19 protein-coding genes and 2 CRISPR repeat arrays are annotated in these 24,404 nt (G+C 69.6%); of the genes, 11 read left to right on the top strand and 8 right to left on the bottom strand.

The genetic code is table 11. The features are described 5' to 3' along the window. The first annotated feature begins 209 nt into the window (after nucleotides 1-209). From casA to cas2e, 7 genes are all read left to right on the top strand, one after another. Nucleotides 210-1,916, top strand: a complete 1,707-nt coding sequence (gene casA, locus IW245_RS12275; protein WP_197003304.1) for a type I-E CRISPR-associated protein Cse1/CasA — start codon at nucleotides 210-212, stop codon at nucleotides 1,914-1,916. 8 nt (nucleotides 1,917-1,924) lie between these two features. Then, on the top strand, nucleotides 1,925-2,533 hold the full coding sequence (gene casB, locus IW245_RS12270; RefSeq protein ID WP_267920135.1) for a type I-E CRISPR-associated protein Cse2/CasB: 609 nt from the start codon (nucleotides 1,925-1,927) through the stop codon (nucleotides 2,531-2,533). 74 nt (nucleotides 2,534-2,607) lie between these two features. Further along, nucleotides 2,608-3,762 carry a type I-E CRISPR-associated protein Cas7/Cse4/CasC gene (gene cas7e, locus IW245_RS12265; RefSeq protein WP_197003302.1) on the top strand — a complete coding sequence of 385 codons (1,155 nt, stop codon included), beginning with the start codon at nucleotides 2,608-2,610 and terminating at the stop codon, nucleotides 3,760-3,762. After that, nucleotides 3,759-4,580, top strand: coding sequence for a type I-E CRISPR-associated protein Cas5/CasD (gene cas5e, locus IW245_RS12260; protein WP_197003301.1), 822 nt, complete (start codon nucleotides 3,759-3,761; stop codon nucleotides 4,578-4,580). The genes cas7e and cas5e overlap by 4 nt, the downstream gene beginning before the upstream one ends. Nucleotides 4,581-4,584: 4 nt before the next feature. Next, entirely contained in the window at nucleotides 4,585-5,337 is a 753-nt protein-coding gene (cas6e, locus tag IW245_RS12255) for a type I-E CRISPR-associated protein Cas6/Cse3/CasE (protein WP_197003300.1), read from the top strand. A 10-nt stretch (nucleotides 5,338-5,347) separates the two neighbouring features. Continuing rightward, nucleotides 5,348-6,370: a type I-E CRISPR-associated endonuclease Cas1e gene (cas1e, locus tag IW245_RS12250; protein WP_197008460.1), complete on the top strand. Its 1,023-nt coding sequence runs from the start codon at nucleotides 5,348-5,350 to the stop codon at nucleotides 6,368-6,370. Continuing rightward, on the top strand, nucleotides 6,367-6,645 hold the full coding sequence (gene cas2e / locus IW245_RS12245; RefSeq protein ID WP_197003299.1) for a type I-E CRISPR-associated endoribonuclease Cas2e: 279 nt from the start codon (nucleotides 6,367-6,369) through the stop codon (nucleotides 6,643-6,645). The genes cas1e and cas2e overlap by 4 nt, the downstream gene beginning before the upstream one ends. 62 nt (nucleotides 6,646-6,707) lie before the next feature. Then, a CRISPR array of direct repeats spans nucleotides 6,708-8,320; the repeat unit is 29 nt; unit sequence GGGAACATCCCCGCGAGCGCGGGGCCGAC. A gap of 91 nt (nucleotides 8,321-8,411) precedes the next feature. Then, nucleotides 8,412-9,051: a CRISPR direct-repeat array (repeat unit 29 nt; unit sequence GGGAACATCCCCGCGAGCGCGGGGCCGAC). 258 nt (nucleotides 9,052-9,309) lie between these two features. On the opposite strand, the gene IW245_RS12240 is transcribed toward cas2e, so the two are convergent. Beyond that, a complete protein-coding gene (locus IW245_RS12240; protein WP_269216087.1) occupies nucleotides 9,310-10,035 on the bottom strand; it encodes a VMAP-C domain-containing protein in 726 nt (241 codons plus the stop codon). A gap of 53 nt (nucleotides 10,036-10,088) precedes the next feature. Between IW245_RS12240 and IW245_RS12235 the strand changes: the two genes are divergently transcribed. The 3 genes from IW245_RS12235 (at nucleotide 10,089) to IW245_RS12225 (ending at nucleotide 12,078) form a co-directional block, all read left to right on the top strand. Continuing rightward, on the top strand, nucleotides 10,089-10,526 hold the full coding sequence (locus IW245_RS12235) for a hypothetical protein (protein WP_197003297.1): 438 nt from the start codon (nucleotides 10,089-10,091) through the stop codon (nucleotides 10,524-10,526). A 448-nt stretch (nucleotides 10,527-10,974) separates the two neighbouring features. Next, nucleotides 10,975-11,295: a winged helix-turn-helix transcriptional regulator gene (locus tag IW245_RS12230; RefSeq protein WP_197003296.1), complete on the top strand. Its 321-nt coding sequence runs from the start codon at nucleotides 10,975-10,977 to the stop codon at nucleotides 11,293-11,295. 234 nt (nucleotides 11,296-11,529) lie between these two features. Beyond that, entirely contained in the window at nucleotides 11,530-12,078 is a 549-nt protein-coding gene (locus IW245_RS12225) for an A24 family peptidase (RefSeq protein WP_197003295.1), read from the top strand. Between the two features lie 591 nt (nucleotides 12,079-12,669). On the opposite strand, the gene IW245_RS12220 is transcribed toward IW245_RS12225, so the two are convergent. Both IW245_RS12220 and IW245_RS12215 read right to left on the bottom strand, forming a co-directional pair. Next, nucleotides 12,670-13,212: a hypothetical protein gene (locus IW245_RS12220; protein ID WP_197003294.1), complete on the bottom strand. Its 543-nt coding sequence runs from the start codon at nucleotides 13,210-13,212 to the stop codon at nucleotides 12,670-12,672. Continuing rightward, on the bottom strand, nucleotides 13,203-14,996 hold the full coding sequence (locus tag IW245_RS12215; RefSeq protein WP_197003293.1) for a helix-turn-helix domain-containing protein: 1,794 nt from the start codon (nucleotides 14,994-14,996) through the stop codon (nucleotides 13,203-13,205). Before IW245_RS12215 ends, IW245_RS12220 begins: the two co-directional genes overlap by 10 nt. A 223-nt stretch (nucleotides 14,997-15,219) precedes the next feature. On the opposite strand from IW245_RS12215, the gene IW245_RS12210 reads away from it, so the two are divergent. Continuing rightward, nucleotides 15,220-15,609, top strand: coding sequence for an SH3 domain-containing protein (locus IW245_RS12210; protein ID WP_197003292.1), 390 nt, complete (start codon nucleotides 15,220-15,222; stop codon nucleotides 15,607-15,609). Nucleotides 15,610-15,813: 204 nt separating this feature from the next. Here IW245_RS12210 and IW245_RS12205 read toward each other — a convergent pair whose 3' ends face one another. From IW245_RS12205 to IW245_RS12185, 5 genes are all read right to left on the bottom strand, one after another. Further along, nucleotides 15,814-16,461 carry an alpha/beta hydrolase gene (locus IW245_RS12205; RefSeq protein WP_197003291.1) on the bottom strand — a complete coding sequence of 216 codons (648 nt, stop codon included), beginning with the start codon at nucleotides 16,459-16,461 and terminating at the stop codon, nucleotides 15,814-15,816. Nucleotides 16,462-16,831: 370 nt separating this feature from the next. Continuing rightward, nucleotides 16,832-17,950 (bottom strand): hypothetical protein, encoded by a 1,119-nt coding sequence (locus tag IW245_RS12200; RefSeq protein ID WP_197003290.1) that lies wholly within the window; start codon nucleotides 17,948-17,950, stop codon nucleotides 16,832-16,834. A gap of 87 nt (nucleotides 17,951-18,037) precedes the next feature. Then, nucleotides 18,038-20,089, bottom strand: coding sequence for a methyltransferase, FxLD system (gene fxlM / locus IW245_RS42160; RefSeq protein ID WP_197003289.1), 2,052 nt, complete (start codon nucleotides 20,087-20,089; stop codon nucleotides 18,038-18,040). Between the two features lie 12 nt (nucleotides 20,090-20,101). Next, nucleotides 20,102-21,361 (bottom strand): lanthionine synthetase C family protein, encoded by a 1,260-nt coding sequence (locus IW245_RS12190; protein WP_197008459.1) that lies wholly within the window; start codon nucleotides 21,359-21,361, stop codon nucleotides 20,102-20,104. After that, nucleotides 21,361-24,402 (bottom strand): lantibiotic dehydratase, encoded by a 3,042-nt coding sequence (locus IW245_RS12185; RefSeq protein WP_197003288.1) that lies wholly within the window; start codon nucleotides 24,400-24,402, stop codon nucleotides 21,361-21,363. Before IW245_RS12185 ends, IW245_RS12190 begins: the two co-directional genes overlap by 1 nt. Between the last annotated feature and the right edge of the window lie 2 nt (nucleotides 24,403-24,404).

Here is a 24,404-nt window from a genome sequence, read left to right as displayed (position 1 = left end):
CGAGGCCAAGAGGTGGAAGCATCTCCGCGAACGCGGAGCCGAGTGCATGGCTGAAGACGACTTCAGACACAGCCAAGGAGCATCCCCGCCGTGTGGATCATGCGGGACTGACCCGTCATTGAAGCACCCGTTGGACAGGGAAGCCAGAGGGTGGCATCATGAACTTCCTCACTGCTCTACTGTAGACATAGCCAATTGGATGTGTGCCTGTGTTTTGGTACAACCTGGTCGATGAGGCGTGGATGACCGGCCGGCGCTCCGACGATGGCCCCCGGCAGGTGGGCCTGTTGGACGTGCTGCTCGATGCCGACCGGTTCGAGGATCTGGTGATGGATCTTCCGACCCAGATACCGGCAGTGCTGCGTCAGGTGCTACTGCCCGTCGTCGTCGACGCATTGGGGGCTCCCGCGGATCGGCGGGATTGGCGCCAGCGCTTCGCGCAGGGCCACTTCTCGGAGGCCGAACGTGAGCGGCTGCGGATCTACCTCGGTGAACATCATGAACGGTTCGACCTATTCAGCCAGACCTTCCCCTTCGGCCAGGTGGCGGGGCTGCGCACCACCAAGGGTGAGACGAAGGGCTCCGCGACCTTGGTGGCCAATGCCGCCAGCGGCAACAATGTTCCGCTGTTCGCTTCGCGTACCGAGGCCGATCCACTCGAGCTGACTCCCGCTCAGGCGGTGCACTGGTTGCTGCACACGCTGTGCTGGGACACCGCCGCGATCAAGACAGGGGCGGTCGATGACCCCCAGGCCAAGGCGGGTAAAACGACCGGAAATCCCACCGGCCCGCTGGGCCAGTTGGGTGTCGTCATGCCGGTCGGTCAGACGTTGTACGAGACCCTGCTGCTGAACATGCCGTTCACCCCGGCAGCCCGCCTCGGAGTGCCCCAGTGGAAGCGTCCGGCGGCCACACCGGCCTGGACGACCAGGGCAGCCGACGGCCTTTTGGACCTATGGACGTGGCAGAGCCGCCGTGTCCGGCTGATCCCGCACGACACGCAGGATGGCGTGCGCGTGGCTAGGGTCGTGGTCTCGGCCGGTGACCGGCTGTCGATGGTCCCGGAGTGGGAACCCCACACCGCGTGGAACCTTGCCCCGGTTGGTAAGAAGGGGACCGAGAAGAAGGCGGCGAAAGGGCACCGGCATCCGCGCCGTCACGTCGCAGGCAAGGCAGCGTGGAGGGGCCTTGAGGCCATGCTCACCCCAGGTCGTGACAACAACGCGGTGGAGACCAGTTTCCTGCTCGACCAGATCGCCGAACTCCAGGACTCCGGCGCCATCCCCGCCGACTACCCGCTGCAGGTCCACACCTACGGGATGATCTACGGCACCCAGTCCGCCGTGGTCGAAGACATCCTGTGTGACGCCATCGCTCTGCCGATCCTCTCACTTGTCGCCGACACCGACACCCGCGACATGGTGCTGGAAGTCGCCGAACAGGCGGAGAAGCTGGCCCGGGCGGTCAACAACCTGTCGGCGGACCTGCGCCGTGCGGCCGGCGCCGACCCTATCCCCTGGAATGAGGGGCAGCGCCCCGGAGAGCTGGTCCTGCACGGCTTGGATCCGCTCGTGCGACGCCTGCTGGCCGGCGTGCGGGCGGCGGGCGGCGACGAGGAAGTCTTGCAGCGCGGACAGCTGGCATGGGAGAAACTCGCCTGGCGCACCACCCGCGACGTCGCCGAGAAGGTCTTCGCGACCACACCGCCGGGTGCGTTCGTCGGCCGGGAAGTGAAGCAAACCAAACAGGGCAAGAACAATGAGAAAGCCGTGACCTACTCGCTGGGCACGGCGGAGCACAACTTCCTACGCCAACTCAGGGCAGTCCTGCCCCGCGCCGCCGACGCCCGCACCACTGAGGCGGCAGCACGCCGCGCGAGCGACGCCGCGCAGCCCGCAACAATGACCGGAGCGTGAGCACTGCCATGGACTACAAGATCAAAGAACGGTACTGGCAGCGTCGGGTCGGGCCCGACCACGCATGGCGTGAGCACGGTTCCGACAAGGGCCCGCCGCCAGGGGAGGACCTCGCCGCTATGCGCTCAGGCTTGGGCCGTCCGCCGATGGATTCCCCGAAGATGTGGGCGCTGTACACATGCCCCGTCAACGACATGTTGGCCCGACGCGGCGAAGTGTCCGCCGAGCAAGCCGCCGAACACGCGGCGCTGTCCCTGTTCGGACTACACCAGCAGGGTGAGAAGGTCCCCATGCACCGGCAGGGGGTCGGTCTCGGCACCGCCCTTCTGGCACTACGCCGCCACGAGAAGTTTAGCGACTCGGCCACCGACGCCAGGGTCGGGGCCATGGCCGCGGCCACCAGCGTGCCGGCACTCCTTCGTCACCTGCGAAGCCTGATCACCCAACTGCGGGTGATCAGCCAGCCCGTGGACTACACCCAGCTGATGGCCGACATCCAGAACTGGCACCACCCCGACCGACGGCCCCCGGTCCGGCGGCGATGGGCGCTGGACTACCGGGTGTGGACCCACAACACCCCCGATCCCAAGGCCCCGACGGCCCCGGCTGCCGAGTAGCCCGTAGCCCACAGACCGCTTTCACTTCCGCCGACTCCCGCAGCTGTCACCTTTCTTTGGAGTTTCCCTTGTCCATGCCCCGACGCCTCTACATCGATGTGCACGTCCTGCAGACCGTGCCCCCGGCCAACCTCAACCGCGACGACAACGGCAACCCCAAGGAGGCGGACTTCGGGGGCAGTCGCCGGTCGCGGGTCTCCTCCCAGGCGTGGAAGCGCGCCACCCGGATGCACTTCGCCGAGAGGCAGGACAAGGAGGACCTGGGTACCCGCACGAAGCGCATCGCCGGTGAACTCACGAAGAAGCTGATCTCCCGCGCGAAGGCAGACGGCAACGCGATGGAGGTCGAAGCAGCCCAGCGCATCGCCGGCGCGCTGCTGGAACCGATGGGTATCGCAGCGGGTCGCAAGGCCGGTGACACCGCCTACCTGTTGTTCTTCGGCCGTCGTCAACTCGACACGATCGTCGACCTCGTCGCCGCCGACATCCTCGAACTCGCCGCACTCGACGACGACGGGCTGAAGAAGGCCGTCGAAGGACGCGGCGCGCAGGACAAACTGCGGCAGGGACACCCAGCCGACGTGGCCCTGTTCGGGCGTATGGTCGCAGATATCCCCGCCCTCAACGTCGATGCCGCGACCCAGGTCGCCCACGCCATCTCCACCCACGCCGCCGAGCTCGAGTTCGACTACTACACGGCCGTCGACGACGAAAACGCCGCCGATGAGACCGGTGCAGGAATGATCGGCACGATCGGCTTTAACTCCGCGACCCTCTACCGCTACGCCACCGTGGGCCTGCACCAACTGCTGGAGAACCTCACCACCCACGACAAGGCGGTGGACGCGGTGAACCTGTTCGTCGACTCGTTCGCCCGTTCCATGCCCACCGGCTACGGCAACTCCTTCGCCCACCGCACCCGCCCCAGCCTCGTCGCCGTTGTAGTGCGCGCCGATCAGCCGGTCAACCTGGTCTCCGCCTTCGAGAAGCCGGTACCCGTCACCGACGGCATCGTCGCTGAATCCGCCCGACGCCTGGCAGGCGAGTACACCACTGCGACCCGGCAGTGGGGCGACACCCCGGTACACGTGGCCGTCTCCCACGCGTTCGCCGACGGCACGGATGAGGCCCGCGACCTCGCCGCCGCGTTCGGGCCCAACATTTCCTTCCCGGACCTGCTGACCGGTCTGAAGTCCAGCCTCGCCGACCGGGTGGGCGACCTGTCATGACCACCTACCACCCGACCTCGGGCGGCGAGCCCGTGCTGGTGTTGCGTCTGGCCGGCGTGCTGCAGTCCTGGGGTGACCGCAGCGCCTTCAACCGGCGGGAGACACGACCTGAGCCCACCAAGTCCGGCGTCATCGGACTGCTGGCCGCCGCCGCCGGACTACCCAGAGAAGCCGACCTGACAGACCTGCTCGGTCTGCGCCTCGGCATCCGCGTCGACCAGGCCGGCACCCTGCTGCGCGACTACCACACCGTCAGCGACTACCGGGGCCGGCCGCTCCCGCAGACCGGCGTATCCGCCAAAGGTGTGCAGAAACTGACCTCACCTGCAAAGGACACCCACGTCACCCACCGCTTCTACCTGCAAGACGCCGTGTTCCTCGCCGCCATCTCAGGCCCACGCCCCCTCATTGAGGGACTCGCCGACGCCGTACTCCGCCCCGCGTTTCCACTGGCACTCGGCCGACGCTCCTGCGTCCCATCCCAGCCCATCGCATTGGGCGGCCTGAGGGAAGGAACCCTGCTGGACGTGCTGGCCACAGAACCGTGGCAGGCCGGCGAGGCCCATCGCGACGCCTACTGGCGCACAGCCAAGCGCACCAACACCCGCGCCGACCACGTCGACCTATCCGCGACCATCGACGACGACAACGGCGACGACGTCGCGCACGATGTGCCCTTGTCGTTTGCGCCCCGCGAACGCCGCTTCACCAGCCGGCGGATCCGCCACACCTGGCTATCGGTGCCCACGGGATTCCCGGCACCCGACGATGCCACCGCGGCCCCCGCTCATGACCCCTTCGCCCTGTTGGGCTGGTGACCACATGCCTTTCCTGTCCCGCATCCGTATCAACCCGCTGCGCGCAGCCAGCCAGAAGCTGCTCGCCAACCCCCGCGCCATCCACGGCGCCGTGCAAGGCGGCATCGCCGACCGGCCCACCGACGAACGCGTCCTGTGGCGGCTGGACTCCGACAACCCCCACCGGCCGATGCTGTTCGTCCTGAGCCCGTCGCGCCCGGACTGGACCCACATCGTCGAACAGGCCGGATGGCCCGACGCCGACGGGGAACACTCCGCCATCGCCGACTACACACCGCTGCTCGCACAACTGGCCATCGGCAAAGAGTTCGCCTTCCGCCTCACCGCCAGCCCCGTGCAGAACTCCTCCAAACCCACCGGAGACAGCGAGCACCGCAAGAAGACCCCGAAAGAACTTCACCAACGGTCCTACCGCCTGCCGCAACGCACGGCAGCCCACCAGCTCGACTGGCTGCTGCAACGCACCACCCGGTGGGGCTTTGACATCCCCCATGCCCGCACCGACCCCGCCGCACCCGGCCTCGCCCTCCCGGAACAGCTGACGCCGGCCCACGACGTGCGCATCATCGACCGCAGCCGCCACAACATCACCAAACCCGGCTCCAAGACCGCGGCCACCCTCACCACGGCCACCTTCGAGGGCTTCATGCGCGTCACCGATCCGCGACTCCTCGAAACGGCCATGCTCAATGGCATCGGCCCTTCTAAGGCTTACGGCTGCGGACTACTCACCCTCGCCCCACCCGCAGGCCGGTGACGTGGTCGACATCTGGTGGAAAGCCCACCCGCACGACCTGCACCGACTCGCCGACCGCGTCTCCAGCGTCTACGTCGAACGCAGCCACCTCGACCGCGACGAAAACGCCGTCGTCATCATCAACAAACGCGAAACCGTCCGCGTCCCCGCCGCCATGATCGCCGTCATGCTCCTCGGGCCCGGCACCCGCGTCACCCACGGCGCCATCAATCTGCTCGCCGACTCCGGCACCACCGTGTGCTGGGTCGGAGAGCAAGGCGTCCGCATGTACGCCGCAGGACTCGGCCCCAGCCGCGGCGCCGGACTCCTCAACCGCCAAGCCTGGCTCGTCAGCCGCATCCCCCAACGCCTCGCCGTCGCCCGCGCCATGTATGCCATGAGATTCCCCGACGAGGACGTCACCGCCTGCACTATGCAACAACTCCGAGGCCGCGAAGGAGCGCGCGTCCGCAAGATCTACCAAGCCGAATCCCGCCGTACCGGCGTCCCATGGAACGGCCGCGTCTACAAGGCAGGCGACGCCCACGCCGCCGGCGACGACCTCAACCGGCTCCTGTCCGCCGCCAACGCCGCCCTATACGGCATCTGCCACGCCGTCATCGTCGGCCTCGGAGCCAGCCCCGGCCTCGGATTCGTCCATACCGGCCTCGCAACGTCCTTCGTCCTGGACATCGCAGACCTCTACAAGGCCGAATACACCATCCCCCTCGCCTTCGACCTCGCCAGCAAAGGTCTCACACAAGAACGCGACGCCCGCGTCGGACTCCGCGACCGCATCGCCCAGGATCAACTCCTCGGACGCATCGTCCGCGACGTCAAGAGTCTCCTGACTCCCACAGGCACAGAACTCCCAGACGACGAACTCAACCAACTCTGGGACGAACACCTCGGCACCGTCGCAGGCGGAGTCAACTGGGCAACCAACTCCGACGCAAATCCGCTCGGGCCCATTGACCCCGGCATGGGCGACGAACACCTCGCGGTCATCGGCCCCGACTTCGACCGACCGGCCCCCACCGGCCCACGCCGATGACCGTCATCATCCTCATCGCCGCACCTGAAGGGCTCCGAGGGCACCTCACCCGCTGGATGATCGAAGTCCACGCCGGCGTCTTCGTCGGCAACCCCAGCCGCCGCATCCGAGACCGCGTCTGGGACCTCCTCGCCACCCGGATCAACGACGGACAAGCCATCCTCATCGAACCCGCCAACAACGAACAAGGCTGGACCGTCCGCACCGCAGGACGAGACCGCTGGCACCCTACCGACTACGACGGACTCATCCTCTCCGCCCGCCAAAGGGCATAACACACCAGGTCGCACGCGGATGCCACCCCGACGGAACCGCCGAAGGCACAAATCTCGACGTATGGAACATCCCCGCAAGCGCGGGGCCGACATGAAGACGCTCGAGCCGGCGATGAAGCCACCGGGAACATCCCCGCGAGCGCGGGGCCGACACGCCCACCGTGTCCTCGAGGGGCATCTGCGCGGGAACATCCCCGCGAGCGCGGGGCCGACCCGGTGAACGTGGCGAATGTCGTCCGGGTGTAGGGAACATCCCCGCGAGCGCGGGGCCGACAAGCCTAGACCGCAGGTGAAAGCCGGTATCTCGGGAACATCCCCGCGAGCGCGGGGCCGACCGCGCTTCCTCCGGCATGTACTCCATCGCCCCGGGAACATCTCCGCGAGCGCGGAGCCGACCTCGGGCCCTGCGCCTCGTCGACCCGGACCGCGGGAACACCCCCGCGAGCGCGGGGCCGACCCTCCGGGAGGCGACGATGACGGCGACGACCGGGAACATCCCCGCGAGCGCGGGGCCGACCAACGCCTACGGCCAGTCGGCCTACGTCACAGAGGAATATCCCCGCGAGCGCGGGGCCGACAAGGGTTTCGCTTGTGGACAGTCCCCAAAACCGGGAACAGCCCCGCGAGCGCGGGGCCGACACGTCGAACGGCAGCGACCACTGGCGGTACTCGGGAACATCCCCGCGAGCGCGGGGCCGACACCCGGGCGGGGCCGGAACCAGGGTATGGGGTGGGAACATCCCCGCGAGCGCGGGGCCGACGGTAGGCCATCACGGCGGTGGCCATGTCCGCAGGAACATCCCCGCGAGCGCGGGGCCGACAACACGGCGACGGGGTCGTGGGTCATCATGGGGGGAACATCCCCGCGAGCGCGGGGCCGACGGGCGGTGGCTCGACAAGGACGACGACGCGTGGGGAACATCCCCGCGAGCGCGGGGCCGACAACCTCGGGGGGTGGGGGAGCGGGGCCCTGCTGGGAACATCCCCGCGAGCGCGGGGCCGACACCCGGGCGGGGCCGGAACCAGGGTATGGGGTGGGAACATCCCCGCGAGCGCGGGGCCGACTGAACCACCGCATCCGGGGTGCTGCCGGCGGTGGGAACATCCCCGCGAGCGCGGGGCCGACGCCCCGACCGACGTCGACCCCACGCCGAGCGTGGGAACATCCCCGCGAGCGCGGGGCCGACAACCCCTTTGTCGCGCCGGCCGCGACCGTCGGGGGAACATCCCCGCGAGCGCGGGGCCGACGGCGAGGAAGTCTGCGCCGACTGCCCGGTGAAGGGAACATCCCCGCGAGCGCGGGGCCGACCGACGTCATCCACGCCGACTGGACCACTGCCGGGGAACATCCCCGCGAGCGCGGGGCCGACCCGGGGGTGCGGGTGGTGCCGTCAGACCGGTAGGGAACATCCCCGCGAGCGCGGGGCCGACTAGACGACGCCGTCAACAACCAGGCCAGCCAGGGGAACATCCCCGCGAGCGCGGGGCCGACGACGCGCCGACCAGGGCGACGAACCCGCCCACGGGAACATCCCCGCGAGCGCGGGGCCGACGTCGGCCGGGTCGAGCTGCACCTCTCCGATCCGGGAACATCCCCGCGAGCGCGGGGCCGACCCGAGGCGTCCCGATCCGCCGGCGAAGCAGGCGGGAACATCCCCGCGAGCGCGGGGCCGACGGGCCGTTCTCCTTTACGTACGCGAGGAAGTCGGGAACATCCCGCGAGCGCGGGGCCGACTTCCTGCCGGCGTCGAAGGACATGGGCGACGGGGGAACATCCCCGCGAGCGCGGGGCCGACGCACAACGGAGGTAGTACGCGGTCCGCCGGTGAGGAACATCCCCGCGAGCGCGGGGCCGACGCGCTCAAGACCGACGAGGCCCGCGAGGCCCGGGGAACATCCCCGCGAGCGCGGGGCCGACAGGTGGGTCGCGTCGGTCTGGATATACATCGGGGGAACATCCCCGCGAGCGCGGGGCCGACGCACGAAGCCCCGAAGGCTTCTTGCCCTGACCGGGAACATCCCCGCGAGCGCGGGGCCGACGCTCGGCGCGCTCCGGTCATGTCGATACACCCGGGAACATCCCCGCGAGCGCGGGGCCGACCTGGTCGAGTGCAAGACGGCCGGCCTGCTGGGGGGAACATCCCCGCGAGCGCGGGGCCGACCCGTCGGTAGAGGGCTGCGACGATGAGCAGGAAGGAACATCCCCGCGAGCGCGGGGCCGACCGCACACCCCCGACGACGCCGTGTACCCGGTCAGGAACATCCCCGCGAGCGCGGGGCCGACAACGCCGGCGACATCACCGTCACCGGCGGGCCGGGAACATTCCCGCGAGCGCGGGGCCGACGGCCAGGTGCACTCGGCCGTCATCACCGCGGTGGGAACATCCCCGCGAGCGCGGGGCCGACACTTGGTGACCTGGGCCTCTACGGCCCCGGAGGGGCCAGTTCATTCAGTTGCATTTCAGCCTGCGTCGGTGATCGAAGGGCGCGCCGGGGTGAAGATTTCTTGGACCCACTTCGAATTGATCTTCCTTGTGCTTGGACTCGTCGGCGCATTGCTCTGGCGTCGTGCGCACATTTTGGGGAGCTACGTGCGGCCATCTAACTCTTGGCGATTCTACGGGCCGCAGTATGGACTTGGCGTTCTCCAGCCAGAGACGGCGATTAGTTCGGGGTCGCTGGCCGCGTTACGTGTTGCACGACCCCGATCGGCGATTTGCCCGAGTTGTTCGGTGTATGGGATTGAGCTTGCGTGACGTGCGCTCTGCGGTGGACGCGGACTCCCGATGGGTGGCGGCTCATGTTGTCTAATGCGGAGTGGGTCAAGCGCGGGAGCAACAACGGAGCAACGCGGGCCGAAAACAGCGCTTGAATACGACGTGAAGAGCTGCGTTTCCACAGGTCAAAGGGTGGTAGGTCCATTTTGGACCTGGAATGCTTCGGATCAGAAGGTTGGGGTTCGAGCCCCTTCGGGCGCACGTTGGTTGACCTGCTGGCCTGGTCGACGGCTCCGAGGTGCAGCCACTGCACGGCGGAGTCGTGCGCGCCGTTGCGCTGCAGCCACGACCAGCGGCGCCTCCACCGGCCCCGGGTGAGGGAGTTGCGGACCCGCTCCAGGCTGCGGACCACCACCGGGTACTCCATCCCCAGCTCCCGGGAGAACCCCATCGGGGTCACCTCCCACTGGTCGACCGGGTGGCTGAGCAGCTCGTCGGGCAGCACGAACTCGATGGTCAGCTCGCCGAGCGCCTCCAGGCTCGCCGACGCCAGCTCCCGGAGCAGTTCGCTGAGTTTGCCGGGCAGCTCGTCGAGGCCCAGCGGCTCGCCGTCCCCGGTGCGCAGCGGCCGGTCGCCGCCGCCGGTGTCGTGCTGCAACCACACCGCGAGCAGGTACTTCTCCGGGTTCGGAAAGTACTCGTGCAGCTCAGCCCACCGAGGGCGTCGTGGAGCTGCCGATCTACATCTACTGGCAGCCCGAGCGGACCTTCGACCTGTCCAGCGACTACAGGCTGCGGTCCATGAACCAGAACGTGCTGCGCGAGGCCGCCTGCTACGACGACCTGGACACCTTCCTGAACCGGGACACGCTTTTGAGGCTGTGGCCCCGGCTCGTCCTCCCGAAGGGTGTGCGGGCCGCCTGGGAGCGGGCGCATCCGGCGCTGCGCCCGGCGCTGCCACCGCCGCGTGAGGCCGATCGACCCTTGCCACCGCCAAGTGGCCGCCATCTCTACGGCGCGGGGGAGCATGTCACCGGTTCCGCCAGACCGTCGGCGCGTTGGGACCACCCCCGCAGCCGCGGGAGCGCCAGGGCCTTGCTCGACTTGTCGCCGTGTGCTTCCCGCGGGCGCGGGGTAGTCCAGTGCAGATGTCGCCCGAGCTGATGAATGCCCAGTGCTACCTGTGGACGCGGGTGCGCTCCCTCCCCGACGATGGCTTCCTCGCGGCACTAACGTGCTCCTTGTGGAGATGGAACGATGGACATGTCCGCTCCTTTCAACGCGGGTGCTCGCGCCTGACCATGTGTTCGACGTCTGGCTCGTGTCGGGCGTGGGCAGGGCGAGCGGCGGGTGCGGGAGGTGGGCGGCCGGCCGGTGTGCGCACATCGGCCGGCCGCCGGTGCACGGCGCCTGCGGAGCGAGTACTTACGGGGGTCACAGATATGCCGTGCGTCGCCACATCGTGCGCTCCCAATTCCGGAGTTGACCAGAAAGTTCCACCTGGTCAAGTGGCACTTTGCAAAGCGCGACTTTGTGAAGTCGCACTTGGTGGAAACCGGGCGGTCGATGTGTTGGGCTGGTGAGCCTACGACTTCCCCGCCTGGAGGCAAGTGTGAACGTTCGTGACTTCGATGACGTGTTCGATCTGGTGCACCGGCGGTGCACTCTGGAGATCCTCACCGCCCTGGAATCAGGCCATGCCCGGTGGACGGCCCTGCTGCACGACATCACCCCGCGCCCGCACAGCAAGACTTTCGGCGACGCTATTCGACACCTCGTGCTCGACGGCTACGTCCGCCAGCAGGCCGACGCCCACGGCGCCTACTACGAGCTCACCGAGTCGGGCACGGCGTTGATCGCGATCGTGCGCGACTTCGTCGACCACCTCGAGCAATGGCGAATCCTGCTCGCCGACGGCTACCTCGCGGCATGAACGCACAATCAACACGCTGCATCGTCCGGTGACGGGATCGCCGTGAGTTTGCTCGACGTGGCCATCGCGTGCACGGTGGGGGCATACCTCGGGGCGGCGGCGCCTCGGATCGTCTACCGCTGGGCGGTGTCATCACCCGCGCACGCACGGCCCGCATGCGGCTGGTGCGGGGCCAGCTACAGGCGCGGCCCGCGTGGATGGGCGGGGCCGGCCACCTGCCCGCAGCCGTGCACGATGTCAAACACCGAGGACGCCGTTGCGGGCGCGGTGTGCGCGGCGGTCGGATGCGGCCTGCTGGCGTGGCGGCTGCCAACCAACCGGCCGTCTGAAATGTGCGTCTTGGCGGCATGGCTCGTACTCGCCGGCGTGGGCCTGATCCTGGCGCAGATCGACCTCGCCGTATACCGCCTGCCCACCCCGATCCTTGCCGCGACAGCCTTCGTCACCACGGGGCTGATCGGGGTCACCTCTTTCCTGACCCCCGACGGCAGGCGGCTTGTCACCGCCTCGGTGTTCGGCAGCCTGCTGTACGGCGGGCTCTACCTGGCCGCGTCCTGGGTAAGCAGAGCTCAGGTCGGGCTGGGAGATGTACGGCTCGCCGCTATCCTTGGCGTAGGACTTGGCGCCCTCGGTCCCGTCCCGTTGACCATCGGCATCCTCGCCCCGTACGTGCTGGCCACGCCACTAGCTGTCGCGTTGATGCTTCGGGGCGGAACGGTGGTTACGAGCATTCCCTTTGGCCCGTTCATGGTCACAGCCGCCGTCCTGGCGGCGCTCCAATGAGAAGCCCCCGACAGGGTCCGCCAGCAGATACATCGGAAGGTGCACCGTGACTGCCACACCTGATGTCGATGCCACGAAGATCGCCAAGGCGGCTGCGGCCACCAACGTAACACTGGTGGAGGTGGCGGTTCGACAGGAAGGTCGCGTCCGCGACCTAGCCGAGCAGCTCGCAGCCGCACTCGCCGGCTACTCCGTGGCCTACCAGGCGGTACACAAAGCATGGGGTGCAGATCAAACTGCCGCGTTTGGACTTCGCTCTCCCACCGCTCTGGCCGCTGACGCGAAGCCGCCCGGACTGATGACGAGTCGGCGCTCCCGCAGGAGGGTCTAGCTTCCGCGCGACGTCGCCACCGGCACGTCTCTGCCAGGTCCGACCGCTCCACAAACCGCAGCGTGATCAGCCACCGGTCCCGCCTGGCGCGAAGCTCACGCTCTTGCCTCGCTTGGCGAAGGGTCTGCCTTTCGACGTCCCCACGCCTGCAGTGCAAAGCCAATCATGGGCTCGCTGTTCTCAGACGGCACGCGGCTCGGAGAGCCGGCTGATCGGTCTCGGCAATCTGCGCGGCCCGCGCGCGACGATTCGTCGTCCCGTCAACTGCGGTGCTCGAGCGGGAAGGCGAGGGCCAGGCTGTCTGCCAGCAGTTCGTGGATCTCCGACGCCAGGGCGTGGCCCCCGTGGCGTTGGGCGAGGGCCAGCGCCGCACGCAGCTCGTCGGTCCCTCCCCGCACGTCCCCCATCGACAGCAGCAGGTCGCCGAGGTCGCGGCGGGCGGTGGCCTCGCCGAGCCCGTCACCGATCCGGCCGGTGATATGCGCGCTGCGCTCCAGAGCTTTGACCGCGTCGTCGTTGCGGCCGGTGTCCGCCCACCCCAGCGCGAGCAGGCGCAGGGCACTCGCGGTGCCGCGTTCGAACCCCGCACCCTCGGACAAGGCGAAGCACCGCTCGAAGTGAACGGCCGCACGAGCGGCATCGCCGACCCGGCGCATCAGCATGCCGAGGTTCTCGTGCGCGGCGGCCTGGGCCACCGGGTCGTCCAACTCGGCGACGATGCTCAGGCCGCGTTCTCCGCAGTCGATCGCGGAGCGGATGTCCCCGCGCGCCTCGAACAGATGGCACAGGTTGGTCAGGCACATCGCCTGTCCCGCGCGGTGCCCCGCTGCGACGAACCGGGAGTGGCCGCACTCCACCAGCTTGATTCCCGCGGCGAGCCCGTCACCGGCCCGGTCGCGGCTGACTGTCGCGATTCCGTGGTCCATGAGGGCGAGGGCTTCGGCGACCGGTCGGTTCCCTCCTGCGCGGCGTCGCGGGCGATCTCGCACGCCCGGACCCAGTCCTCGTCGAGGCCGCGGCCCACGTAGTAGCCGAATAGTGGCACCGCGAGCCGCACCAGTAGCTCCTGTGGCACTGTGGCGTCGGCTCGGGCCCGCGTTAGGAGGGGGATGAAGGACATGTGTTCGCGGTGCAGCCATTGCACAGCTTCGCCGGAGTCGTGGAACGGGGGTGACGTCGCCTCCCACCGGTCGTCGGCCCACGTCGAGCGAACACTGAGCGGGTACAGCAGCCGCTGGGCGCGCCAGGCCGCAGCGGCGTAGAACTCCAGGAGCCGGATCGTCGCCGCGCTCCGCGCGAGGTCGTGCGACGGCGTGGACAGGGCCTCTCGCACGTACGCCCGCAGCAGGTCGTGGATCCGGTATCGGCCGGGTTCCCGCGCCTCGACCAGGTGCATGTCCGCCAGCCTGTCGAGCACCCGTGCGGCCGCGCGCTCGTTCAGGCCGAACAGGTGTCCGACGACGGCGACGTCTAGTTCGGGGCCTTCCAGCAGGCCGAGCAGTGGGTACGCGTTTGCCGCCTCGCGGTCGCGCGGGTCGGCGCTGGTGGCCAGGTGGTTGACCGAGCCGCCCACGCTGACGCGGACGGCCACATCCTCGGCCTCCAACTGGTCGAGGCGGGTCTCCTCGTCGGCCAGCAGCGCAGCGACGTGGGCCACCGTCCATGCCGGTCGCGTCGCCAGTCGTGCCCCGACGAGGTGTACGGCCAGCGGCAGTCCTCCACATCGGTGCACGACCGCCGCCGCGGCATCGGGCTCGGCCTCGACGCGGCGTCTGCCGGCGATCCGGGCGAGCAGGTCGACGCCTTCGGCCTCGCTCAGCATGCCGAGCTGCTCGTGCCGTGCGCCGGGCAGGGACACGAGGTTGCGGCGGCTGGTGACCAACACGGCGGATCCGGCGCCCGTCGGCAGCAGCGGCAGGATCTGGGCGGTGGACGCGGCGTTGTCCAACACGAGGAGCACCCGCCGTCCCACCACCCCTGACCGGTAGCGAGCTGAGGCCTCCTCGACGTCGTCGACGGGTCCGGTGCCGAGGTCGAGTGCGCTCAGGAGGTGCGCCAAGGCCAGGCGCACCGACGGCCCGGTGTCGCCCGCGCGCACGTCCCCGCCGAGGTCGACGAACAGATGCCCGTCGGGGAACTCGTCGGCCACCCGGTATGCGATCTCCACGGCCGCGGAGGTCTTCCCCGCCCCGCCCATGCCGGAGATGGCCACCACCGCCACTCCCGCCGATGCCATGAGGTGGTCGCTGACGGCCGCGAGCAGGTCCGCGCGACCGGTGAAGCCAGGTAGTCGGGGAGGCAGCTGCCGTGGCGCGACCCACCACGTCCGCTGCTCTACCGGGGCAGGCGGCGGGGTGGCGGCTGCACGGCGGGTGGTGGCGGCGACCAACACGGACACCTGGTCCGGGGACAGGCGCAGTGCGCGGGCGAGGCGCAGCACCGTCTCGCGGCGGGGGAACCGCCGGTCGCCGCGTTCGAGGGAACCGATGGCCTGCGCGCTGAGTGACGAACGCTCCGCCAGTCCCTCCTGGGTGAGACCCGCTTCGTGGCGGTGAGCGCGGAGGAGTTCGCCGAACGTCTCGTCCACAGGCCCCCCGTCGACCGCATTTCCGGCCTTTCGACCGGTGACAACCCTCGAGTGTAGAGGTGTCAGTAGAGGTTGTCGCTGGTCGTTTCCGGCGAACGTGGACAGGGTGGGTGAACACCAGTTCGGTGCTGTCCTGGCTCAGTCGAGGTCCCGTGCGAAGCACACGAGGTGCTTCGCCCGCCGGCGTCGCCACACAGGACGCGCCAACAACGAAGGAGACGCAATGAAGAAGAAGCTGTGCGCCGCTGTTGCCGTAGGAGCAGCGCTATTCGCCGCGGTGGTGGCTCCTGCTAGCGCCAGCGCGGCCACGACACCGGAAGCCGCCTCGTCGCAGACCCTGATGATCGGTGGGCGCTGTGTCGACTACGGCTACGTGAGGGTCAACACCGCCGCTGTCAATGTGTACACCGGCGCTGGCACGAATTATTCTGTCGTCAAGGTGGCTGTCAGGGGTGAGTACCTGAGCTGCTGGCCCATCATCGTGGGAAACACCTACAGGTTGTGTTCCAACGGGGTTATCGCGAATGGCTGGATTCCCGTGGACGTCCTTCCCCTCGGCCGCCCGGATGGCGTGCGAGACGGTTACGTACCCAGCACCTGCGTCACGGACTAGTCACTGGCCGCCCCATGACGAGCTGTTAGTGGGCGTGATTGCCGTGCGGGCCTGGTTTGTCGACCAGATGGTCGGCGAACCAGGCCCGTCGGCGTATGGCGGCTCTTCGAAGTTGGTGGGGGTCGGGTTCGTCGGGCTATGGTGCCCGCGATTGTCTGTGGTCAATTCTGGTGTCTAGGCTGGGCCTGACCTGCGTGGTGGTGGTCAGTTGGTCCCGCCGAGTCGGACTGACAGGAACCGGGCGATGGTCCCGGCGATGTCGGCCCGGCCCGGGTCGAAGTCGGTGTGCCCGCCGTCGGTGATCGTGACATGGGTCGGATGTCCGGCCGCGATGAGCGCGTCCGCCAGCCGCACTGCCTGGCTCGGCGGGATGATCGCGTCGTCGAAGGCGTGTACCACCAGCACTGGCGTGCTGCCGCCCACATGTGGCAGCACCCCGGACGCTATCGTTTCCGGGTCGTCTGCAGCGGGCACCCGGCCGAGCAGCTTCGTCCAGGAACTGCGTGGGCCCAACGGCTGCGGCCAGTCCGGGCTGACCGGATCGACCGGGGCCTGAAAGGCCAGTACCGCGGCCACGTCCCCGGGCTCGTCCACCCCTCGCAGCCCGACGTGCAGGGCCAGGTGCGCGCCGGAGGAGTTGCCGGCGAGAACCAGGGGCTTGCCGGCCTCACGGGCGGCCCGGGCCTCGGCCCGCACATCGTCGAGCTGGGCCGGCCACACGTGATGCGGGGCCAGCCGGTACTTCGCGTGTTTCACCGTCATGCCCAGCCGCTCGAACACGCTGACATCCACGTTGTCCACGTGCTGCCAACCGCCGCCGTGCACCCAGAGCAGTACCGCGTCAAGCTTCATGATCAAGACGATAGCCTCCGGCCGGAGAGGTGTCCTCGGGGCTCGTCGGGTGGTCGCGCAGCGTGTTCGTAGCCGCTGGTTGACGGGGTTTCAGAAGCCGCAGGCGTCGCGGGCGATGGTCTTGTAGTCCCGAGAGCGGTAGTAGCCGGCCTGTGATGCAGCCTCATACGCTACCGGATCACCGGGTTGGGATTCGATGCTCAGGCTGGTGATGCCGGACTGCGCATAGAGGGGGTGCCTTCCGCCGGAGGTGGGCCGACCGAGGGTGGGCCAGCGGGCGCGGTTGGGCTGGGTGCGAGAACGGGGTCGATGCTGAACGCGACAAGGATCGCCGCGACGGGCACGCGTCTGCGGTTCGACCGGGTGGGGTTCACGGTGTTCCAGGCGAGTCGGGCCGGCCTGCGGGTTCCCGGTCGCGGTGGCGGATGACGTCGGCGGCGGTGGCCAGGGTGGTCAGCACGGTGGCGTGGAGGTCGGCGGGAAGCTGTTGGAGGTGTAGTCCGCTGGTGTGGACGACGGCGGTGAGGTGTTCGCGCTGAGGTGCTGACGGCCCGGGATGGGTGAGGAGCATTCGTGCGGAAGTGCCGTCGGCTGCCGCGATCACATCGGCGACGGTCTGGTCGAGCAGGTCGCGCGAGCGATTGTAAGGCGGCTGGTCGGCCAGGTCGATGGCGGTCAGCGCCAGTCGAGTTCGGTAGAGTGTGTGGCTCGGTTCGGGGAAGTTGACCGTTGTGGGCAGGTCGAGAAGGTGCCGGTGGTCGGCGCCGGGCGTGTTCATGGCTGTGAGCAGGGCGGCGGCGGCCTGTTGCCAGGGTTCGGTGGTTTCGGCGGTTTCGAGCAGCGCGGCGGCTTCGTCGTGGTGGCCGTCGCGGATGGCGGCGATGACGGCGACTTGGCGGCTGTCGGTGAGGTCGGGGCGCAGGCCGTTGAGGCGTTGGATGTGGCTGACGGCACCGCGCCAGGCTCCGATGCTGATGAGGGCTCGGGTGCCGTCAGTCAGGAGCACGTCGCGGACCCAGTCGCGGAGTTTGCCGGCCACTTCGGCGTCGTGCATCAGAGCTTCGGGTTGGAAGTGAATGCCCTCGACATTCACCGGCTCGGGGCGGGTATACGCCTCGTGGAGGCTGGTGAGGATGTGGTGTGCTCCGCGTCCGTCTCCGGCCCGGATGCGCAGTCGGGCAAGGTTGACCAGCGGTTCCAGGACGAAGTAGGCGGCGTGGCGGTCGAGCGGTGTCTGGTCGAGGTAGACCAAGGCGTGGATCCGGCACCAGTCGCGGGCCAGGCCGTGTGCTTGGCAGTCAGACGCGAGCAGGGTGGCTCCGTTGATCGCCTGGGACGCTTTCGTCGGGTCCTGCTCGTCCCGGGCGGCGTGAGCCAGGGCGAGCAGCCGGGCGGCGCGGGCGTCCAGGGGCCGGGCGGCCGGGCGCATGCGCGGGACGCGCGGGAACCGGCTGATGATCGCGGCGAGCGGGTCAGGGAGTGTGGTCATGGCTTCCCTCGGGGTGGGAGAGGGCCGGGAATGGTGCGCTGCGCCAGAGGTTGGAGGCGACCGGAGCTGCCAGGTCGCCACCGGGCTCTAGAAGGCGACGGAGAAGATGCTGTTGGGTCGGGTGAACTCGCCGTCGAGGGCCGCGCCCTGGTCGAGCCGGCGGGCGGTGAACGCTGGGTGGTTGGGGCGTCCGGTCTCCTGCCATTCATGGAGCAGGTCGATGACCTCGGGTCCGAGCTTGGTGGCGTCGGGGCCGTGGCTGATTACACCGAGTTTGTAGCCGCCCTCGCCTGTGGGTTGGAACGCCAGGTAGGAGATGGTGCCGCCGTCGTAGGCGGCGGCCCCGGCCCAGCGGTAGGCAGGGGTGACGCGGCCGGTGCTGCGGGCGGTCTGGCCGGCTCCGAGCCGGGCGAAGGGCTTGCTGGCGTTGACCAGTAGCCACAGATCCAGGTGTCCGATCGGGTCGTCGTCGGTGACCGTGATGGAAGTCCACAGCTCCTGGCGGGGCCGGTCGAGGACTCCGGCGAGCGCGGCGCGGTCGGGTTGGTCGGTGGCGTCGAACTTCAAGACCACATCCGCATCGAGGCGCAGGTGGTTGTCGTCGTGTTCGTCTGATCCGCGCATCGGTACGAACCCGCAGACCAGCGGCTCGCCGGTGCTGTCCATCCAGCCGTCGCCCCGGCTATCGAATGCGATGGCGCGGGTCAGACCGCTTTCGTGCAGGCGCAGCGGGACGACGATCCGGCCGTCAGGGGCGAGCTGCTTCCACCAGGAGTCGGTGATGTCCCAGGCCCCGGCGGTGACGATGATCCGGTCATAGGGGGCTCCGGCCGGGTGGCCGACGGCGCCGTCGCCGTGATGGACGTGAACCTGCCGGTATCCGGCCTGCGCCAGGGCGTTTCGTGCTCCGGCGATGAAGTCGCCGTCGTACTCGATGGTGTCCACCCGGCCGCCGGCTCCGACGAGTTCGGCGATAAGTGCGGCGTTGATGCCGGTGGCCGCGCCGATCTCCTGCACCGTCTGGCCGGGCCGGGGGTCGAGGAGTTCGAGCATGTCGGCGACCAGGCTGGGGCTTGATGCCGAGGACAACGCGGCTCCGGTCTCGTCGCGCTTGGTGACGTACTGGCGGGCGGCGTACGCCTCGGCCAACTCGACGCCGGGCAGGAACAGCTCACGGGGCACGGCGGCAAAGGCGGCGCGGACCCGTTCGTCGCGCAGGTGACCTCGGCCGGTCAGCGTCGTGACGAGCTGGTCGCGGAAGGCCTTCGTGCTGGTGGGATTGTCGTTGGTCACCAAGGTCACCCTAGTGTCGGAGAGCGCATCCGGGCGGCTGCCGGGGCGGGTGTCGGGGGTGTGGCAGAAGGAGAAGTGGGCGGCCGCTGACGCCAGTAGCGCCTGGTCGCAGCCGCTGACGCCGTGGCGGTTGAACATGAATAGCAGGTGGTGGGCCAGGACGGCGCGCAGCCCGCGGGTGTTGAGGTGGCCGCCGCTGTTGAGGTAGGCGAGCATCTGCCCGGTCTGCTCGAACGCCTTCGGCCAGTTCGGCAGGCGGTGCAGGGCGCTCTCTGAGGTCTCGCCGCTGGCGGTGATCAGGTGCTGGACCCCGGCGACGAGCCCAGGGCCGGGGGCCACTCCGGCAGGGACGGCGCGGTGTGCGGCGAGGGTCTGCCACACGTCGCCCATCTCGTAGAAGTCGAGCCCGGCGGCGCGCATGAACCTCACGGCGAGTCGCACCGCCAGTTCCCGCTGGTGTCCGCCGCCGTTGGTGAGGTGGGTCAGCAGGTGGCGGCTGTCTGTGTGGAACAGCCCATGTGCCACCGACATGCCCTCTGCGCCGCCGAACGCGGGCGTCTCCGGCTCGTAGATGACGTGTGCGTACTCGCGGACCAGCACATGGTCAGCAAGGCGTTCGATCACCGCCTCGGTCTGGTCTCGGTCGTGGCTGGGCAGCAGCCGGATCCGCAGCACCTCGTCCTTGCGGATGAACCAGAATGCCAGCACCGCCCCGGATTCCTCCGCGTCCGCAAGTACGGGCGCGAGGTGGTCGCGGAGGTACTGGTCGAGGTCGCGCCAGTCGGTGAAGGTGACGAACACCTGTCGCCAGGTGGCGGGCTTGTCGGGCTTGTAGTCGATGTCCACAGGGTTCTCCGTTCAGTCGATCATGAGGCTGGTCGCCCAGCGGATGTCTGTGCCGGTGGCCATCGCGTGCAGGGTCAGCGCGATCCCGGCCCGCCCCTCGATCAGGCCGGCGCGCTCCGGGGCAGCGTCGGCGGCGTGGTGAAGGAGCTGCTGGAGCACTGGGGACAGGTGCCGGGCCACGGCGGTGGAGCGGGCGTCGAGGGCCGCGTACCACAAGGTCGCGGCGACTCCCGCCCAGCCGTGGCACAGCGACGGGTCGACGATTTGGGCCAGCTGCCCGCGATCGGCCAGGCAACGGGTGAGCGCGTCTTCGGCGGCCTGCTGACGGCCGGGATCTTGGAGGGCGATGCCGGCGAGCTGTTGGGCGCGGGCCAGCCCGGGGGTGCCGTAGCACCAGCTCGGCCGCAGCGGACCGCCCGGGATGGGCTCGCCCGCGCGCAGCTCAGCCAGGGCGATCTTCTGCGGCCACCAGGGGCCCGCCGTTCCCGGTTGTCGCCAGCGGTCCAGCCATGCGCAGATCCGCTCGATCGCCTCGCCGTGTCCGGGCACGGTGACGCCGTGCCGGTAGGCGGCAGCGAGCACCGACAGTGGACCGGCGATGCCGTGCGCGGCCCCGAGGTTGGCGTGCCCGCCCCGAAGCGGGCCGCCGTCTGGGGCTTGGTTGCTCCACCAGCCCGGCGCGAGCCTGCCGGCCGGGTCGTCGGCGTCGACCGGCGCGGTCAACTGCACCAGGTACTGCAGCACCCGCACCAGTAGATCGCCGTCGGGCTGGTGGCGCAGCAGATGCGCGCCAATCCCCGATAAGCCGCGGACCAGGTCGAATTCGTCCAGCCGGGGCCGGGAGCGCACGGCTATCCGGGCGAAGGCGGCGTCGAGTTTGATCCCCGTGAGCCTTGCTACCGCGCGGTCGAGCTCAGCTTGATAGTGGGGCAGCATCCCGGGCAGCGCCACCGACAGGGTGTGTGCCACGGCCGGGGCGCCGAACCATAGACCGACTCCGTGGCCTCGGGCGGCGATCGGGTCGGCGGTCATCCGGCGCAGCCATGCGCGGACCGGCAGCCAGTCGCCGTGTCCGGTCTGGGCGCGCACCCCGTGCAGGATCACCACCCCGGCCGCGCCGCGCGCGATGGACTGCGCGTTCCACCGTGTGCTGCGCGGACTGTGGTCGTCTGGGGTGAAGTCCGGGGGCGGCGGCTCGATGAGCCCGTGGCTGATCGAGGCGGCCAGCTTGGCGGCTTCGTGGAGGACCGGGGTGTCGGCCAACAGGCTCATCACGCCGCCTCCCTGGTGCGGGTGCGGGTGCGGGTGCGGGCGGTGGCGAGGGCGACGGCGCGGGCCAGCCGCATCACGGCGGCCTCACCGTGGGGGTCGGGGAGGTGGGAGCGGACGAAGTGCAGGTGCAGCAGGCTTGGCAGCACCGAATCCGCCGCCAGACGGCCCCCGTCGGCGGCCAGCGTGTCCGCGTAGTGCTGGGCGGCCCGGCGGCGGCGTGTCCACGCCTCGGCGAGCAGGTCATCGTCGGGATTGCTGGCGACGGCGAGGGACTGGCGGAGTACGGTCCGGTCGGTCGGGGTGTCGGCGGCAAGCTCGGGGTGGGCGATCAGCCACTCTCGGCCCGCGGCCGGGCCGCCGAGCATTGCCCCGGCGAGGTCGACCATGCTCACGGCGGTCAGAGCCCGCAGGTCCACGCACCGCTGCCGGGCGACGTCAAGCTGGGCCTGTGCGGCGGCGGAGTCGGCGGTGAACAGCAGTTCGGCGGTGTCCATGCACGCATGCGGGCCGTAGCGGTGGGTCTCCGGCCGGTAGGTGTCCAGGACAAGGTCGCCGATCCAGCCGTGCTGGCGGAGCTGCTCGGCCCAGCGGCCGACCCGCATGGCGGCGGTACCGTAGTCGGCGGTGTGCACCCGAAGGCGTAGGTGTGGCTCCGGGTGGCGCATCCGAAGGAACCACACCTCCGGCGGTGTCTCCCACTGGGCGAGCAGGGCCGGCAGGCCCCGGGTGAGGATGGTGTCCATCAGCTCGGGTGTTGTGAGCAACCGGGCCGACAGCATCCGGCTCCCGGGTAGCAGTGGCGCGGTGGGCTCGTGCGGTGGCCACGGGCCGCTGGTGAGGATCGACGGTGGCGGGGCTGGCGGGTGGATGCTGGTGAGCCCGACGACGAGTTCGGCCGCCCGGCTGTCGAGCCAGCCGAAGCTACTGGGGCCGGCTGCCTCTGTGATGGTGACTGGCCCGTCGGCCGCGTCGAGGTGGACGCGCAGCAGGGCCCGGTCCATCGCCTTCGCGAGCATCAGCCGGAGTTGCTGGTCGCCGTGCCCAATGCGCACGCAGTCCGGTAGCCGGAGCCGTCGCCGTACCACCCGCCAGCGGGCTGTCCACTCCAACTCCGTGGAGGTGGGGCCGGGAAGCTCGGTCGGGTCGAGGTGCCACGCCGCCGGGGACAGGATGACTCGGCCGTAGCGCAGCGCCGGCCGGAACGGCATCGCCGATGCGGCGCCCCAGTCCAACGGCTTGACCGGACAGGCCAGGGCGGCGGGCAGCTCCAGCAGCAGTCGGCCCAGCGGCGGCATGGTGTGTGAGGCCCCGGCGTGGGTGACCATAGGCTCCAGCACCCGCCGTCGCGATACCTGTACCAGAACCAGCCGGTCGCCGGTGGCGGTGACGGCCAGGTCGTCTAGGCCGATCACCGTGTCTGCATGGCTGCGGAGCTCGGCCAGGCAGATGATCTCCGGCAGCACCTGCCGGGATCGCAGGACGTTGTCCGGCCGGGTGGCGTGGGGCGGAAAACTCACCTGCACCGGCACCGCTCCCTCGGTGAGAGTGACCAGCCCGGCCAGTTCGGTAGTGGTGTCTGTGCCGGCCGGCTCGGGCAGCAGGTCCAGGAACCGGCCCCGGGTTGCCGCCGCCGACCTGCTGGTGCCGGCCACCGTCAGGGTGAACTGCCCGGTGTTGAGGTCGGCGACGGTGCCGGCATGCACCTCCACGCACACCTCCAGGTGCGCCATCGGCGAGCCGGAGGGTGTGACGGGCTCGGACAGCGCGGTGACGGCGTCGTCATCCAGGCAGATCTCCCGGACACCGTCGAGCACCGCCCGCTCCGCCAGCGCGCACAGTCGCCCGTCTCGCGCCGACGACGCCGGTTCGCGAGGGGCGGTGAAGTGCTTCGGGTACCCCAGGCCGCAGACCGGGTCCACCAACTGTGTGACCGGCACGAGTGATCCGGTGCCGTACCGGGTGAGGAACGCCTGGTGGTAGGCACGCCACTCCGGCCGCCCGGCCGGATGTGGTGCGAGCCTGGCCAGCACCCCGGCCGCTGCTTCCACCTCGGTGGCGATGTCGGAGGGCAGCGTGATCTGTTCGGAGAGTCGGAGGTCAACGACCAGCGGCTGCTCGACGGGCGCGAGTTCGCGCATCAGCTTCACCACCGCCATGTCGCCTGCGTCGGAAAAGGCCGGCGACAGGCCCACGCCCCCGAGCTTCAGCCACACGGCCTGCAGATCAGCGACCAGCCCGGCGACGGCGTCGAGGTGTTCGGCGGAGACCGAGTGGAGCTGGTCCAGCAGCAAGCCGAGAGGGTCCACGACTGTCGACGGCACCCGGAGTTGAGAGATCAACATCCCGCAGCCCATCAACCCTGCGACCAGGTCCACGGCCGCCTGCTCGCCGCAGGTCGGGAATTCCGCGCGCAGCAGCCGAACCAGAAGCGCGAACTGTAGCGGCGTCCGCGCTCGCCGGATACACCATTCGACAGGTGCGGTCCGGGCCACCGACCGCTCGGCGCTGAATGGAACTGGGGTGACGGTTCCGTGCGGCTGCCACGCCAGCACAAGCCGGTCGCCACGGGCCGCCACCAGGTTGTTGGAACCGACCTTGAGCCGGTTGCGAAGCTCCGGGGCACGCTCCAGCCGGGAGATCACGTCGGCCAGCCAGACCGCGTCAGGTCGAAGGCGTACTTCCGGCGGTCCCGAGTGGTGTACTGAGGCCGCTGGGCCAAAGGCTGCAGGCCCGATCCCGGCGAAAAGCCCGAACGGTGTGGCGCGCCGGCCGCCGCGCACCAGATAGCGGGCCAGTGCCAGCGCCGCCCGCCTGGCATCGCGCCCATCAAGGTGTGTGCCTGCGGAGAGAGCGTCCAGGCGGTCGGCGAGTCCGGGACTGGCCAGCCGGACCTGGAACCGCAGCGTGTCCGAGGACCAGGCTCCGATCAGCCAACGGTGCACCCGGTCCGGGTGGTCGGCCGATGGCCACGGTCCCAGTTCGGGCTCGGGCTGGGCGCTCGCGCGCACCATGGCCGTCGCGAGGTGCCGAAATCGGCTCAACG

It is taken from the genome of Longispora fulva, from assembly GCF_015751905.1.
GTDB lineage: Bacteria > Actinomycetota > Actinomycetes > Mycobacteriales > Micromonosporaceae > Longispora > Longispora fulva.
The sequence above is the reverse complement of the archived record's forward strand: the minus strand, read 5'-3'. Positions and strand labels throughout refer to the sequence as shown.

Excerpts from the sequence above, each read along its gene's own strand:
- casB (WP_267920135.1), top strand. The coding sequence starts at position 1,925 with ATGGACTACAAGATCAAAGAACGGTACTGGCAGCGTCGGGTCGGGCCC.
- cas7e (WP_197003302.1), top strand. The coding sequence starts at position 2,608 with ATGCCCCGACGCCTCTACATCGATGTGCACGTCCTGCAGACCGTGCCC.
- cas5e (WP_197003301.1), top strand. The coding sequence starts at position 3,759 with ATGACCACCTACCACCCGACCTCGGGCGGCGAGCCCGTGCTGGTGTTG.
- cas6e (WP_197003300.1), top strand. The coding sequence starts at position 4,585 with ATGCCTTTCCTGTCCCGCATCCGTATCAACCCGCTGCGCGCAGCCAGC.
- cas2e (WP_197003299.1), top strand. The coding sequence starts at position 6,367 with ATGACCGTCATCATCCTCATCGCCGCACCTGAAGGGCTCCGAGGGCAC.
- IW245_RS12225 (WP_197003295.1), top strand. The coding sequence starts at position 11,530 with ATGTCAAACACCGAGGACGCCGTTGCGGGCGCGGTGTGCGCGGCGGTC.
- IW245_RS12220 (WP_197003294.1), bottom strand. The coding sequence starts at position 13,212 with ATGTGCCTGACCAACCTGTGCCATCTGTTCGAGGCGCGCGGGGACATC.
- IW245_RS12210 (WP_197003292.1), top strand. The coding sequence starts at position 15,220 with ATGAAGAAGAAGCTGTGCGCCGCTGTTGCCGTAGGAGCAGCGCTATTC.
- IW245_RS12205 (WP_197003291.1), bottom strand. The coding sequence starts at position 16,461 with ATGAAGCTTGACGCGGTACTGCTCTGGGTGCACGGCGGCGGTTGGCAG.
- IW245_RS12200 (WP_197003290.1), bottom strand. The coding sequence starts at position 17,950 with ATGACCACACTCCCTGACCCGCTCGCCGCGATCATCAGCCGGTTCCCG.
- IW245_RS12190 (WP_197008459.1), bottom strand. The coding sequence starts at position 21,361 with ATGAGCCTGTTGGCCGACACCCCGGTCCTCCACGAAGCCGCCAAGCTG.